Genomic DNA, 14,816 nt, shown 5'->3' with positions numbered 1-14,816 from the left:
CCGATGGTTTTTTCAATGAAATAGTTTTATTCCTCCGATCTGAAGCTGAAAAACTTCAGCTTGCGTTTCTTTTTCTTGCGTTTGGGCTGCATGAAGTTTTCGGTCAGCGGCACTTCATCCTCGTCGCGGATAAGCTTGCGGCCCGATGCCAGCTTGCCGAATACATAATACAGGCCGGGGATAATGATCACACCGAAGAGCGTGCCCAGCAGCATACCGCCGGCGGAGGAGGCGCCGATCGTACGGTTACCCAGCGCACCGGGGCCGGTAGCGAACAGCAGCGGAATAAGACCGGCGATAAAGGCGAAGGAGGTCATCAGGATCGGCCGGAAACGTACCTTGGCGCCCTCGATAGCGGCTTCGGCAATCGTCGCGCCCTGCTGGTGCTTCTGCACGGCGAACTCCACGATCAATACAGCGTTCTTGCCCAACAGACCTGCCAGCATGACCAGGCCTACCTGTGCATAGATGTCGTTAGACAGGCCCATGACCTTCAGCAGGGCAAAGGCGCCGAATACACCTATAGGCAGGGAAAGAATAACGGCCAACGGAATAATGAAGCTTTCGTATTGCGCCGCCAGCACCATGTATACGAAGGCCAGCACGATAAGGAAGATGTACAAAGCCTCATTGCCGCGACCCACCTCATCCTTGGACAGGCCCAGCCAGTCGATGCCGTAGCCGCGAGGCAGGCTCTTCGCCACTTCCTGGATCGCTTTGATGGCTTCACCGCTGGAGTAGCCCGGAGCGGGCGCACCGTTGATGGCCGAGGCCGTGTACATATTGAAGCGGGTGATCTCGTTCAGTCCCTGTGTCTTTACAATCTTCATGAAGGCAGAGTAGGGCACCATCTCATCCCGGTTGTTCTTCACATAAAGCTTCAGCAGATCGTCAGGCAGAGCCCTGTATTCGGGCGAAGCCTGTACGTATACTTTAAAGAAGTTGCCGAAGCGGATAAAGCCCTGCTCATAAGTACTACCGATAAGGATAGAGAGGTTATCCATGGCTTTGCCGATAGATACGCCTTTCTGCATCGCTGCTTTATTATCGATCTGCAGCTCGTATTGGGGATAGTTGGCTGCAAAGAAGGTAAACAGGCCCGAGAGCTCCTTGCGTTTCCTGAGCGCGGCCATGAATTCGTCGTTGACTTTTCCGAAAGACTTGTAGTCGCCCGAGTTGGTCTTGTCCAGCAACCTCAGCGAGAAACCGCCGGCAGCGCCGTAGCCGGGTACAGCAGGGGGCTGGAAGAACTCGATGGTAGCGCCGGGAATGACCTTGGCTTTCTGCTCCAGCTCTTCGATGATCTCCTGTGCAGTATGCTTGCGGTCCGACCAGCCTTTCAGGTTGATGAGACAGGTGCCGGCATTGGAGCCCCGGCCTTCGGTCAGTACTTCGTAGCCTGCCAGCGCGGATACAGACTGCACACCGTCGACATGCTCTGCGATCTTCTGCAGCTTGCGGGAAATATCATTCGTCCGTTCCAGCGTAGAGCCTGGAGGCGTCTGGATGATCGCATAGATCATGCCCTGGTCCTCGTTGGGGATAAAGCCTGTGGGCAGCGTTTCGGAGGTGATCCAGATGCCGCCGCAGAAGGCGAGCAGCAGGCCGAAAGTGATCACGCGCCGGTTCACAATGAGCTTCAGCAAGCTGGCATAACGGCCGGTAAGGCGTTCGAACCAGTTGTTGAAACGATCGAGCAGCCAGTTGATGGGATTCTTGCTTTTTGGCTGTCCATGTGTATTTTTCAGGATCATGGCACAAAGCACCGGTGTAAGCGTAAGCGCCACGAAGCCGGAGATGACAATGGAGGTCGCCATGGTAATCGAGAACTGGCGGTAAAAAATACCTACCGGCCCGGTCATGAAGGCTACAGGAATAAACACCGCCGTCATCAGCAGGGTGATCGCGATAATAGCGCCGCTGATCTCCTGCAATACCTGCTTGACCGCTTTATAAGGCGTCAGGTGCTCTTCTGCCATTTTGGTATGCACGGCTTCCACCACCACGATCGCATTGTCGACCACGATACCAATCGCCAGCACCAGCGCAAACAGGGTAATGAGGTTGATAGTAAGGCCGAACAGCTGCATGAAGATGAACGTACCGATAAGCGATACGGGCACTGCAAGCGTGGGAATGAGGGTGGAACGCCAGTCGCCGAGGAAGAGGAATACCACGATCGCCACGAGGATAAAGGCTTCAGCCAGGGTATGCACTACCTTTTCGATAGAAGCATCAAGGAAGCTGGATACGTCGTAGCTGATCTGGTAGTCCATACCCGGAGGGAAGGAGCTGGCCTTGATCTCTTCCAGCTTTTCCTTCACTTCCTTGATTACATCGCTGGCATTACTGCCATAGGTCTGCTTCAGGGTGATCGCTGCCGAAGGATGGCCGTCCATATTGGAGTAGATATCGTAGAACTCACTGCCCAGCTCCACATCGGCAATATCTTTCAGGTGCAGGATCTCGCCATTTGCATTGGCCTTGATGATCACGTCCTGGTATTGTTCAGGGGTATTGTAACGGCCCTGGTAGGTCAGCACGTATTCCAGGGATTGCGAGCGCTTGCCTGTTGCCTGCCCCAGGCGGCCCGGAGAGCCGATAATGCTTTGCTGGGCCAGGGCTTCCATTACTTCTTCAGTAGATACATTGTAGGCACGCATGCGGTCGGGCTTCAGCCATATACGCATTGCGTACTGGCGGCTGCCCAGGATCTTGGCGCTGCCCACGCCGCTAAGGCGGCTGAGCTCGGGGATCAGGTTTACCCCGGCAAAGTTGTACAGGAAGTTTTCGTCCGCTTTGGGATCCTTACTGTACAGGTTCACATACATCAGCATGTTGGGCGAGGTATAGCTTACCACAAGGCCCTCGCGCTGTACCAGCTCGGGCAGGCGGTTTGTCACCTGCTCGATGCGGTTCTTTACGTTCACTACCGCCTGGTTGGGATCGGTGCCCAGGTCGAACACAACTTGTATAGTAGCCTCACCCGCGCTGGTGGCGTCCGAGGTCATGTACTTCATGCCGGGTGCGCCATTGATCGCCTTCTCCATCGGGATCAGCACCGAATTGACCAGCACATCGGCGCTGGCGCCCGGGTAGGCCACGTTCACCACAACCATGGGCGGCGCGATGGACGGGAACTGCGATACAGGCAGCGTATTAATGGCCAGCACCCCCATGAAGATGATCACCAGCGAAAGGATGATCGCGAGCACCGGCCTTTTTATGAATTTATTGAACATCGTCTTGCTTTTTAAGGTGCTTAATTATTCTGCATGTAACTTCAGATGAGCCATTGCCGAGCGCGGGCTTTCATAGTCGAAGGTGATCTTGTCGTTCTCCTTCACTTTACGCAAGCCTTCGAGCAGTATTTTCTCGCTGTCCTTAAGGCCGCCGGTCACGGCATAGAGGTCCTCCAGCTCCGCGCCCACAGTGATCTCGCGGGCCTTCACCCGGTTGTCGGGGCCTACGATGTACACATATTTTTTGTCGAGGATCTCGAAGGTGGCCTTCTGCGGGATGAGCACAGCGTTCTTAACAGGCGCCAGCATACGGATGTTACCGGTTTCGCCGTGCCGCAGCAGGCCGTCGGGATTGGGGAAGGTAGCCCGGAAGGGGATGTTGCCCGTCTCATTATCGAAGTCCGCTTCTATGGTTTCTACCGTGCCGGGATAGCCGAATGTCTTGTTGTTGGCCATTACCAGGCTTACCGAAGGATGCTGGGCGCTCACCTTGCTTTTGAAGTCCAGGTACTCTGCTTCAGGCACATTGAAGTAAACCCACATCTGGCTGTTGTCAGAAAGGGTCGTCATCAGGTCGCCTTCGCTCACCAGGCTTCCGGGGCGTACGAGGAAACGATCGATGATGCCGTCGAAAGGCGCCCTGATCTCTGTAAACTGCAGGTGGACCTGGCTCAGGGCAGATTCTGCTTTAGCCTTGTCCAGCTTCGCTTTGGTCATGGCCAGCTCATTGGGCGCCACAACATTGCTATCGGCCAGCCGTTTGGTATTCTGGTATTCGATCTCAGCAAAGCGGACTTCGGCCTGCGCTTTCTGCAGCTCCGCTTCGTACAGCCGGGGCATGATCTGGAACAGCAGCTGGCCCTTTTTGACATGCTGTCCTTCATCCACGAATATCTTTTCGAGGTAACCTCTTTCCTGGGCCCTGAGTTCGATATGCCGTATCGAGCGGATCTGGCATACGTATTCGTTAACGATGGACGTGTCCATGGTCAGCGGACTCGTCACCAGGAGCTTGGTCTCCGGCTCCTTCTCTTCCTTTTTTGAAGTACAGCTTGTATGGCACAGCAAGGCGCACAAGCTCATCAGCATGAGTGTTCTCTTCATAAGATTCAGCTTAGCAATCTGGGGATTTTCTGGATGTTTAATTATGAGCGGTAGTCACAGGACGCAGATCCCGTGAGCTTCCTTGCAGAAGCGGTTAAATAACAGGCAATGTGGGAGAGCCGGACACGAGCGTGCCGGCAGCGATGCAATCATATTCTGATCACACGGAGCAGGATATAACGTTGAAGGGAAGAATAGAAAAACGGATTGCGGGAAGTAGGTGCTGCTTCGGGTGCAATATAGGCCCCGGGCGCCCTGGCAAAATAAGCGGTGAAGAAGTTGTCGGTATACAGGTTCTTTTTTACAGCCGTTACCTCTTCCTCTTCATCCTCGTTGTCGGCGGTTTCGAGCTTATCTCTTCCCCGCTCGGCAAAGACCTGTCCGATGGAAATCCGGATGTCCGGTTGCTGTATGCAGCAGGTACAAGGAGGAACAGGCGTTGTGACAGGTTGTTGCGGATAAGGACGCAGCTCGTCCCGATGCTCCTGTGCATACAGGCCATAACATCCGCTAAACAACAGGAACAACAGCGGGAATACCGCTCTGGTGAGCCACTTCATTTCGAAGGGCAAAAGTAGATAAAGTTGTATATGCCAGCCAAGAGTTACTTTGTTAAAGAATGGCAATTAAGCGTTATGCAATTTTTAATGAGCGGTCTTCCTGCCTTGTCAAACCGCTATCTTTACGCTCAAAAAGGATACTGATTTATGAATTTTTCCATTCAATCTCCATTGGAAAATGATCGGGTACAGCTGCTACCCTTACGGGAAGAAGATTTTGATAACTTGTATGCCGTCGCTGCAGATGAAAAAATATGGGAGCAGCATCCCAACAAGGACCGCTGGCAGGAACCTGTTTTCCGTTCCTTCTTTGAAGGAGCGATGCAAAGCAAGGGCGCTTTTAAGATCGTAGACAAAAGCTCGGGCGCCATCGTCGGCAGCAGCCGCTTCTACGACTATACAGCAGCAGACAACAGCATCTTTATCGGCTATACTTTCTATGCCCGCCGTTTTTGGGGAACAGGGCTCAACCCGGTGGTGAAGAAGCTGATGCTGGATTATATTTTCCATTTCGTCGACAAAGTGCGTTTCCATATCGGTGCGGCCAATTACCGGTCGCAAACGGCGATCACCAGGCTGGGTGCGGTTAAAGTTGCGGAAGAAGAGGTGGCTTATTACGGCGAGCCGTCAAGGCTTAATTTTGTTTATGAGATCCAACGTGAAGACTGGCAGGCTAAAGAAGCCTGATGATGCACATTCTGTTCGCATAGATATTATACAAGAAGTAAAATCGCGGCTCCCGGAGCCGCGATTTTATTTTAACGCTGTTATAGCAAAGTGCGAATGATCTTTTTTTATGGCTCGTGATAATGTATGTAAGGCAGGAGCAAGTGATCGTTAATAGTTTAAATTTATGGTGAATTTATTTTTTCACGCATGAAAAAAACCATTCTATGCACATTAAACCAAAACACTTTGCAGGAAGGCTGAAAAAACTGCTCCTGGCCTGCAGTACCTTGTTCATGGGTAGCCAACTCTATGCCCAGGTGCCCGTTTTTCCCACCACTTTGGAAACCAACTATGCATCGGTCCCGCAGCAGATCTACACCCTGAACGCCGACATGCTTGAACTGCCTGGCGGCAATCATATCAAAGCGGTTGTCTGGGATCCCTACACGCCAAATTCCGGTGTCGATCTTAAAGTCACAAACGATATCGGCGGCGCAGCTTCCCTGCATATCCCATCCTTCGTGGAAAGTGAGCCGGATGTGGTGATCGCCCACGATCCAACCAACGGCAGGTATATCCTGTCGGTCGTTTATCTCAACAGCAGCCAGTTCGTTACTTTCGATACTTATTTTATCCTTGGCGCCGGTACCACTTCCATCACCTTACAGCCCTTCAAATCGGTGGTGCTGACTTCAAAGCGGGGCTATTTTCCGCATATCGACATGCTGGCCGATTTTACAGCTCCGATATCCGGTATGCCTACCATGCACAAGTTCGTTATTACGTATGGCCAGCTGGACAATCCAACCGTTTCGCCGTTTGAGATCAATATTTACGAAGTGCATGGCGATATTTCCAATCCCGGCGCTTTGTCTCCGGTGACGGCTGTTACTACCGGCGGTCATTGCGGGTCAGGAGCCGATGTGGCTGTATCTTTTGACCCGGTGACCAACCTGCAGCATATTTACCTGGCTTACGTCGATGTCTTTCTCGGACTATGTCAGGCCGAAATGCTGATGAACGCTGCTGCGCCACCGACAGCGCCACCGGTAGGAGGCACCACCATCAACATCCTCCCAAATCCTCCCGGTGCCAGCAACGCACTGTTGCCTCGTATCGAGTCTATGGCCTATAATCCTTCCGGCTCCGGCATGGTGCCCTGGGTGATCGGCTGCATTTTCTTCAATGGTGCAACACACCAGATCTACCAGATCAATCCAATGATCGGCGGCGGTTATAACTGTACGGCAGCAACGCCTCCGGGTACGGAAAATTATGCTGTAGCGGTATGCGCCGGCGCGGGACGGCCTGGTGGTAATGTCTGCAACCGGAACTACAACATCGGTTGGTTCAACACGCAGATGGGCTATGTTACCCAGGCGATCGACGCTTACACAGGTATGATCAGCAGTTCGGCTCCTGATTACTATATCGCCAACCAGCTGCCGGTAAGCATGACCGCTACCAAAGTACCGATCGCGATCAGCAGCAGCAGCAATTCCGGCAACTTTATGTTTACGGCCTGGTGGGATGGTACCGGCGCCATCTGGTCCAAGCTGAAACCGGGTGTTATGGGTTACAAGCCTGGTACTACCGGTATCGATGAAATTGCCGGCGACGCAGGCCTGAAGCTGTATCCCAACCCCACCACCGGTGTCCTCACGCTCGAAGGCGCCGGCAAAGCCGACTACCGTATCGTTAACCTTGCCGGCAGTACAGTAGCGGCCGGACACGTCAATGGAAAAGCCTCCGAGCTCAATGTCGCCGCGCTTGTTCCGGGCATCTATTACATCAACCTTTCAAACGGAAGCCATAAACAACACCTGGAGTTTGTGATGCAATAAGACCAGCAGAAATTTGCGTGCCGGAGATAAGCCTGTTGCCGGATGCCTCCTGGCGATACCTTGCCTCCTTGATTGCGCTGCCATTCCGGGACGACCAATGTTTACAGCAATGGTCAAAACAGTTTCGGCATTGTCGCTGCAACGGCTCCAAAAGCGCGCTTACTGTTAACGTAATTTATCACCGGCTCGCGTAAAATGCAAAGGGCCGCCCGGTTGAATCGGGCGGCCCTTTGTCTTATTGATCTCAGCTTACAGCTTCACGATCTTGAATTGGGTAACGCTGCCATTGGCCTGCTCTACCTGGAGCATATAGGTACCACGGGCAAGCTTGCCGAGGGAGATGCCGTTGCTGGCTTCTTTAGCCTCGAATACCTGTTTGCCATTAATATCCAGGATGCGTACAACAGCGATGTCTTTCCAGTCGCTTACCGCGATGTTCAGCATGTCTGTTGCGGGGTTGGGATAGATATTGATGGCGTTTTCTTTACCGAATACAACCTGGCGTACTTCGGTATAAGTATAGCGGCCATCCCTGTCCGTCTGCCTGAGACGGTAGAAGTTGAGGCCGGAAACCGGGTTGTTATCATAAGCGCTGTAGTCCAGGCGCTCGTTGCTGTTGCCACCGTCGGCAGCAGTGCCGGTAAAGCCGATCTCTTTCCAGTGGCGGCTGTCGTTGCTGCGTTCGATAGCGAAGCCCAGGTTGTTCTTCTCGGAATAAGTGTTCCAGTCCAGGCGTACGGCGCTGCTTTCGGCTCTGGCGGTGAAGCTACCCATAGTTACAGGAAGCGGCGCGCCCCAATCGATAGCATAAGTTGCCGGTGTAGGGTCCGTTACGCGGGCGGCGTCGGCATAGGTAAACTGGAACGAGGTTCCGGATTGGCCTACGGTAGCCGAGGTTACCTTTATCTGGAGTTTAGCAGGATCGAAGCTGGTGATCTGTTGGTTCAGGGTTACCGGCACGTTGTCGTACACCAGTGTGGAATGTACCGGCAGGCTGGTGATCACAATCGTATTGCCTGTACCCAGGGGGCCGTCTTCCGGATCGGTAGCAGCGGGGATCGGAGGGTTGCCGCCTGTGCCGTTCAGGGTGTACAGGGTGCCCAGCGTAGGATAGTGTACGGAGGTAGAAGCATCAGCAGCTTCGGGCAGGCGGTCCATACCGATATTCTGGTTGGCTTTGCTGCCGTTGAGGTTGGTAATGGTAATAGCAGGATCGTTGGTATTCAGATAGCTGCTGATGGTACCGTCAGCATCCGTGCTCACGCCGGCCCATGCCGGGTGCAGGTGCGGCGTTACGGTGCTTTGTGCGGCGCCGGCCACCGGTGCGCCGGCCAGAGAAGCGATGTGGATCGTGTAATCGTTACCTGCGGGCACATTGCCGAAGCTATAGCCGGTGCTCGCATCTACGGGAACGGACATCAGTATGGTGGGTGCGCCGGAATAGGTACGGGTGGTCTGGATCAGCAGCGCATAGAGCGTCTGGCCGTTGTCTGCAGTATTCACGGTGTTCTCACCATTGTCCTGGATACCGTTGCCGTTCGCATCGTTCCATACTTTACCGCCGATGTTGTAATAGCTGTTACCCACAAACTGAAAAGCCAGTGTGTTGGCGCTGCTGGTGTCGCGGGCATCGTCAAGTGCCTTGAAAGGAATGGTCACAGTTGTATTGCCTTCCTGTGCCGGGTCTACGGAAATAGCCGGTACAGGCTGACCGTTGTTGGCCGGTACCGCTACCGATCCGGGCCATGGGTTGCAGCTGCTTACCTGGGGCGGGCAGATGCCGCCATTGGTATACACGGTATTGCCGATCTTGATATAGTTCGCATTGGCCGGGAAACCGGTGATCACGATACTGTCTACTTTGCCATCCGCATCGTTTACCGGGAAGGCATCGTTTGGAAGCGTATAGTCGTTGAAGCCGCCGGGGTTGGGGATATTGGCGATCGTATTGTCAGAAGAAGTAGGAGGTACCTGCAGGCCGAAGTTGGCATCGGTCACAGAGGCTGAGCCTACGGTGATCAGCAGCTTGCCGTCGGTCAGGTGGTCGTCGCCGGCATCGCTGCCGAGGTGCTCGCCTGTGGCCTTATAAGTAGCCGGGAAGGTGGCTGCGTTAAAGGTGCTGCCTGCTGCCGGTGATGTAGTGCTTACATACAGGCCATAGGAGCCTGGCGTTACAGTGCCGAAGCTGAAGCCGCCGCCGGCCTGGATGGGCTGCACGTCGATCACATGATTGTTGCCGGGGTCGATACGTACCACGTAAAGGCTGCCTGCTGCGAACTGGCTGCTACCGGTAGCATTGACAAGGCCGTCGGCCATACCATTGATGTCGTGATAAACGTGACCACCGATGGATACGCAATTGAGTGTGGCAGTGAATACGGCATTGGGGCTTTCGAATGCGGTATTCCGCACATTCACGGTAAAATTACGGCTGCCGGGAGTGGGTGTGGCGCTGGCATTGCTGTACTGCAGGGCATCCAGCAGGGCTTCGGCGTCGGTCAGCAGGAAGGCGCCGCCATTGCGGGTAAAGGTCAGAGTACGTATACCGCCGGCCAGCATACCGCTTACGGTATACGAAGCGCCGCCGAGCGTAAGGTTGGTGATGTTGGGGTTGCTGTTGAGCGCAATAGTGCCGTTGGTCGCATTGTTCACGATCAACTTCTCGTTGGCCGCGTCGCGTATTTCAGCTACAGGGAAGCGTACGGTAAGCTGGCTCAGATTGCCGGGAGCGGCGATATTGGTCTGGCCGGAAGGCGTAAAGAACAGGTTGCTGCCACAGCCGGCATTGGCATTGTTTACACCAAGCTGGTCTACATTCAGATCGATGCTGGGTGCTGTAGTGGTCACTGCAGTAGTGAAGCCGGGACCCGAGCTGAAGTCGAGGAAGAAGTAAGCGCTGCCGCCACCGCCGAAACGGATGCTGAAATCGCTGATGTTGTCATAGGTAATGCGGACACGGGTTTCATCGGCAGTAGCATTGGTGCTGTTGTCGTCAATGCTGGAGCGGTAGGTGGTCAGCCCGGTAGCTGCATTGTAAGCAGGCGTCTGCAGGGTGGTGGCGTTGCCCACTTCGCTGGTAGAGAAGCCGCCGAATTCGTTGATCTGGTTGGAATTGCCGTCGCCGTTGCCATCGATATCGTAAGTGTTGATCTTTACGTTCTGCAGCACCACCGGAAGGCCGCTGCGGGTAGCAACACGATAAGTCCCGCCCAGGATGAACTGAAAGTTGAACTGGATGGTGCCGCCCGGGCCCGAGGTCGAACCATTGGCAAACCTGATCTGGGGAGAGAAGAAGCCGGGATCGTTGTTGCTGTAGCCGCTGCCGCTGGTTGCAGCCTGGTCGTAAGCGGTCCAGCTGCTGACGCCGTTCATGGCTACTGTCTTAACGATACAATCGATCGACTGGCCGCTGAGGTTGGCTACGTTGCGGTAAACCACCACATCGCCAACGCTGCGGCCCACCGTGGTGCTGGTCGTATTGCCGATCACGCTGCTGTCGGCGCCGTTAAGCACGGTAACGCCCGGGCCGCCAAATTTGATAGAAGAATAGTTGTTGTCGAAATAGTTGCTGGTTACCTGTATGCCGGCCAGGAAGCTGGTCGATTGCGCTCCCGCGCCGTGAGCGGTAATCGTATAGTCGCTGGCCGCGCTGGCTGCTGTGGGCACACCGGAGATCACACCGGTATTGGCATTAAAGCTCAGCCCTGCAGGCAAAGTTGGTGCAATGCTGTAGCTGGTAGCATTGCCGGCAAGGTTGGGCGAAAGAAAAACATTGCTCACATTGGCAATGAATACGCTGGGCGTAGGATAGCTCAGCGAAGATGGCGCCTGGGCCAAAGCCCGGCTGCTCAGTGCGGCCAGGGGAAGTATCAGCCCGGCTGCCTTAAGCGATTGTTGTAAAAAGAATGGTTTCATAAAGGATAATGATAACAAAGGTGGAATGGTTATATTTGATTGTGTTTTAATTTAATTAAGGCAAAAAGCTTCCCTTCCCCTGCTATCGCATGAGTTAATTTTTGTATTTGATAGTCCGATTGGTTTTAGGAACCGGCCTGGGTCTGGTCTTACCCGGCGTTTTTTAGTTTAGGCAGGGTATTGTATAAGTTATTCGTCTATGCCAGGTGCTTTCTTTTATCACCGACAAAAACCAGGTAAAAGCCTGTTTGAATTGGCGATGCAAAAGTAGATGGAGTGTTAATGCTTTTCTAACATTTAATATTCAGGACCAGGGATAATATAGCATGCGATGGAGGTTTAGTATGCATATCCATCAGCCGAGCTTTTGATTTGTAGCAATTATACGACGACTGCATATAGAGTTTTTTTAAGGCCGGGTGTAATTCTTGGAATGATAATTATTAAAAATTGTATTATTTATATATTTTCAATTTGCTGTTCTTTCTTTTAATATAAATTAATAAATTTACAATCAGATATTCTTTTTGTAAAGCAAATTTAAAAATAGCGAATGTTATTTTCGGAAAAGAAATGCATAGCTATTTGCTACTATTATTACTTTGTGTATTTAAAAAATGGGTCATGTGGCTAAAATATGATAGCTTGATCCATAACGCTGATATGATCAACAAGCTATTTCTATTGTTTAACAGCCTTGTCTATAATTTAAAAATGCAAGAAAATTACCATACATCAAACATTTCCGGCGGGCTGTTGGAACACACTTTTTCAGGTAGGTGAAGCGCCTGTTTACGGTAACTTTTCCGCATCATCTTTATCTTCGTTCCGATAACAAAATGGGGTCATGCACACGGAATTGATCATTGCGGTAAGCAATGTGCGGCGCAGCGCAGAATGGTACGAGCAGCTGTTGGACTGCCGCGGCAGCCATGGCGGAGATACCTTCGAGGTATTGCGGAACAAAGAAGAGCGGGTTCTGCTTTGCCTGCATCACTGGGGTGATCATGAGCATCCGACCCTTTCGGACCGGGGCATCCCCGCAGGTAACGGGATCATTATCTACTTTAAGGTAGAAGATCTGGATGCTGTATGGCGCAAGGCGCAGGCGCTTGGGGCAGTGGTGGAGGAAGCGCCGCACCTGAATCCCAATTCAGGGCTGGAGGAATTTTCGCTCCGGGATCCGGACGGCTATTATATTTCTGTTTCTTCTTGATGTATCAACAACTCGATACGGCTTACTAAAGCCCATGTAATCACCTTTCCCCTTCGACAGAAACAGAAAACGGTCCGCTCTGGCCCGTTGAGACTTGTCCATGCCTTTTCTCACAAGATAAACATCGGTGCTCGCCCGGACATTCCGGATATATGTATGCAATAAGCCATTTATCTTTTATCGGGGACTGCCATGCTACGGCGTTCCCGCAGTACATCTTTGCCTTATTCTAAACCTAAAATATATTATCATGACAGTCACAAACATTGCTGCTTTGACAGCTACTGCTCCTTCGGGAAATGAAACGGCCATTGTATTGGGTTATTATGAAGCCGGCGATGGTGGAGGAGGAACCTTTTATTGGGATGCTCTTTCCGCGGAAGACCCCGACCTGGGGACCATATTCCAATTGAATGCTTCTTCGGCGCCCGGCCGCTGGAAGCGCCTGTACGCCCCGCCGCTTAATGTAAAGTGGTTTGGCGCTAAAGGGGATGGTATTGCGGATGATACCGCCGCTATTCATGCTGCGATCAATTACAGTGGCGCCCTGGCGCCGCAGAGCACGATTTTCGCTACATCAAGCCAGGGCGCCGGTTATACCGTATTGCTGCCAGCGACTAAAGATGGGTACCGGATTACCGCGCCTATTCGTCTTCCCGGTTATTGTGCGTTGGTAGGGGAAGCTGGCGGAGGCTTCAGATTTTTGGAGGTCGAACAGCGGTCGGCCTTGATCGCAGATTTCCCTTCCGCTTATCATTGGGCTATTGAGACCAATACGTATATGGCGTCCAATCCAGGGCTCCTTGTACCTGTGCCTTATGGTAGCTTTCCCGGAACAGGACAAATAGATACGTTTAGTGCATGCTGCGATGTTCAGATCAGGGATATCAGCATTATTGTTCCCGGTGACAAACGTCTGTTCGGAGGTATCCGGATCCTGAATGGTGGCGGCGCCAAGATCAAAAACTGTTTTATTTATGGTACAGATATCGGTGTGTTATTATCAGCCTCCTGGGGCAGTACCGAGGTCGATGTGCAGACCATCACGATCAAGGCTGGGATCATAGCTATGAATTCCAACAATAACTGTACCGTCAACGGGTATTGTGACCGTATACAGAACGCGACACCACTCCCTGAGACGACTGCTTTGCTGCAAGGGGTCTTTGATCCCAGCGCCGATCTTCCGGCCGGATACGATGCCAAAACTTTTGGATTCATCAACAATTACAGCAATGGCTCTGCTTCTACATCCCTGATCACCGAACATTGGGACGTGGGCGTCGCGGTTTGTAATGCTACGTATGCCTGCAGTTCTTTTTATGCAGAAGCCTGCGGGGAAGCCATTGTAACCTTCGCAGCGAAGGCTACCTTCGACCTTGCTGCAGGATATGGCAATGGCAAAACGCTGAGGGCGGGTACTCGTAGCGAACTCTTCTTTGGAACCGTAGACCAGGGCAATACGGTATTTGCGATGCACGACAGCATTTCGCAATACCAATGCCATATTTCTGTACCGGGCACTGTGTCTGCTTACTTCCCCGACAGGAACCTGGTACACAGAATCGCTAAAAATACGGTGTTTGTAAAGGCAAGCGGAAATATAAATGACCCTGCTAACCTGCCGGGTAATGATGACAATCACGGATTCCTTGAAATTTACCCTGTAAAGACCCTGGCTGCAGCGCTGAAACGGGTAACCACCGGACAATTGGGTTATGTATACAGCACCTCTAACTGGCCACAGACTGAAGCGGTATCCATCGTGATCCTGGATACGGAGAACTATGTACTTGATGGCGAAGCTATTTACCTGCGTAATAAAAAGCTGTCTATAACCGGCAACCAGGCAACAATAACCTTCGGAGAACGTTGGATGGAGCTGAAAGATGCGTCACTTGTTTTTAATAATCTTAAGATTATCAACAGTGCTCCGGGCTCGTGGAACAATGGCTGCATCTGGAGCACTACCGGTACCAACAGTGTTTCTTTTGAAGCCTGCTCTGTAACGTTGGATCCCGGTAAAGCGTTAATTTGTCTTAGTGATCCCGGCGGTTCTATACTGGATATGTCTGTGTACAATACAGATATATCCGGTGATGCCTCTTCTCTTGTCGTACAGACGACCTACGCGAATATTAAGCCACATTTCCTTACCTATATGTTCGGGTACCAATCCACGCTGAGCTCCGGGTTGGCGACCAGGGGAGATAAAGGCATCAATCTTCCCGCGGCCTGGATCATTAAATCCAACGCTTAGTTTTTT

Annotated in this window: 8 protein-coding genes; 4 read left to right on the top strand and 4 right to left on the bottom strand. The window is 52.4% G+C overall.

Annotation, left to right across the window (positions count from 1 at the left end; translation table 11 throughout):
• Positions 1-26 precede the first annotated feature (26 nt).
• The 3 genes from DZC79_RS17080 to DZC79_RS17070 form a co-directional block, all read right to left on the bottom strand.
• Positions 27-3,242, bottom strand: a complete 3,216-nt coding sequence (locus DZC79_RS17080) for an efflux RND transporter permease subunit (protein ID WP_118952829.1) — start codon at positions 3,240-3,242, stop codon at positions 27-29.
• 24 nt (positions 3,243-3,266) lie between these two features.
• Positions 3,267-4,346: an efflux RND transporter periplasmic adaptor subunit gene (locus tag DZC79_RS17075; RefSeq protein WP_118952828.1), complete on the bottom strand. Its 1,080-nt coding sequence runs from the start codon at positions 4,344-4,346 to the stop codon at positions 3,267-3,269.
• Between the two features lie 149 nt (positions 4,347-4,495).
• Positions 4,496-4,906, bottom strand: a complete 411-nt coding sequence (locus DZC79_RS17070) for a hypothetical protein (RefSeq protein WP_118952827.1) — start codon at positions 4,904-4,906, stop codon at positions 4,496-4,498.
• Positions 4,907-5,053: 147 nt separating this feature from the next.
• Between DZC79_RS17070 and DZC79_RS17065 the strand changes: the two genes are divergently transcribed.
• Together DZC79_RS17065 and DZC79_RS17060 are read left to right on the top strand one after the other, a co-directional pair.
• Entirely contained in the window at positions 5,054-5,593 is a 540-nt protein-coding gene (locus tag DZC79_RS17065; protein ID WP_118952826.1) for a GNAT family N-acetyltransferase, read from the top strand.
• A 206-nt stretch (positions 5,594-5,799) separates the two neighbouring features.
• The gene (locus tag DZC79_RS17060; RefSeq protein WP_118952825.1) at positions 5,800-7,419 is read left to right on the top strand and encodes a T9SS type A sorting domain-containing protein; all 1,620 of its coding nucleotides are present in this window, start codon (positions 5,800-5,802) and stop codon (positions 7,417-7,419) included.
• A gap of 249 nt (positions 7,420-7,668) precedes the next feature.
• Here DZC79_RS17060 and DZC79_RS17055 read toward each other — a convergent pair whose 3' ends face one another.
• The gene (locus DZC79_RS17055; protein ID WP_118952824.1) at positions 7,669-11,334 is read right to left on the bottom strand and encodes a T9SS type A sorting domain-containing protein; all 3,666 of its coding nucleotides are present in this window, start codon (positions 11,332-11,334) and stop codon (positions 7,669-7,671) included.
• An 847-nt stretch (positions 11,335-12,181) separates the two neighbouring features.
• Between DZC79_RS17055 and DZC79_RS17050 the strand changes: the two genes are divergently transcribed.
• Complete coding sequence (locus DZC79_RS17050; protein ID WP_118952823.1) at positions 12,182-12,550, top strand: VOC family protein; 369 nt, start codon at positions 12,182-12,184, stop codon at positions 12,548-12,550.
• Positions 12,551-12,800: 250 nt separating this feature from the next.
• On the top strand, positions 12,801-14,810 hold the full coding sequence (locus DZC79_RS17045; RefSeq protein ID WP_118952822.1) for a glycosyl hydrolase family 28-related protein: 2,010 nt from the start codon (positions 12,801-12,803) through the stop codon (positions 14,808-14,810).
• The last annotated feature ends 6 nt before the right edge of the window (positions 14,811-14,816 follow it).

It is taken from the genome of Taibaiella helva (assembly GCF_003545695.1).
In the GTDB taxonomy this organism is placed as follows: domain Bacteria; phylum Bacteroidota; class Bacteroidia; order Chitinophagales; family Chitinophagaceae; genus Taibaiella; species Taibaiella helva.
The sequence above is the reverse complement of the archived record's forward strand: the minus strand, read 5'-3'. Positions and strand labels throughout refer to the sequence as shown.

Bases quoted from the DNA above. Each gene is read 5' to 3' on its own strand.
- DZC79_RS17055 (WP_118952824.1), bottom strand. From the start codon at position 11,334: ATGAAACCATTCTTTTTACAACAATCGCTTAAGGCAGCCGGGCTGATA.
- DZC79_RS17065 (WP_118952826.1), top strand. From the start codon at position 5,054: ATGAATTTTTCCATTCAATCTCCATTGGAAAATGATCGGGTACAGCTG.
- DZC79_RS17070 (WP_118952827.1), bottom strand. From the start codon at position 4,906: ATGAAGTGGCTCACCAGAGCGGTATTCCCGCTGTTGTTCCTGTTGTTT.
- DZC79_RS17080 (WP_118952829.1), bottom strand. From the start codon at position 3,242: ATGTTCAATAAATTCATAAAAAGGCCGGTGCTCGCGATCATCCTTTCG.
- DZC79_RS17045 (WP_118952822.1), top strand. From the start codon at position 12,801: ATGACAGTCACAAACATTGCTGCTTTGACAGCTACTGCTCCTTCGGGA.
- DZC79_RS17060 (WP_118952825.1), top strand. From the start codon at position 5,800: ATGCACATTAAACCAAAACACTTTGCAGGAAGGCTGAAAAAACTGCTC.
- DZC79_RS17050 (WP_118952823.1), top strand. From the start codon at position 12,182: ATGCACACGGAATTGATCATTGCGGTAAGCAATGTGCGGCGCAGCGCA.
- DZC79_RS17075 (WP_118952828.1), bottom strand. From the start codon at position 4,346: ATGAAGAGAACACTCATGCTGATGAGCTTGTGCGCCTTGCTGTGCCAT.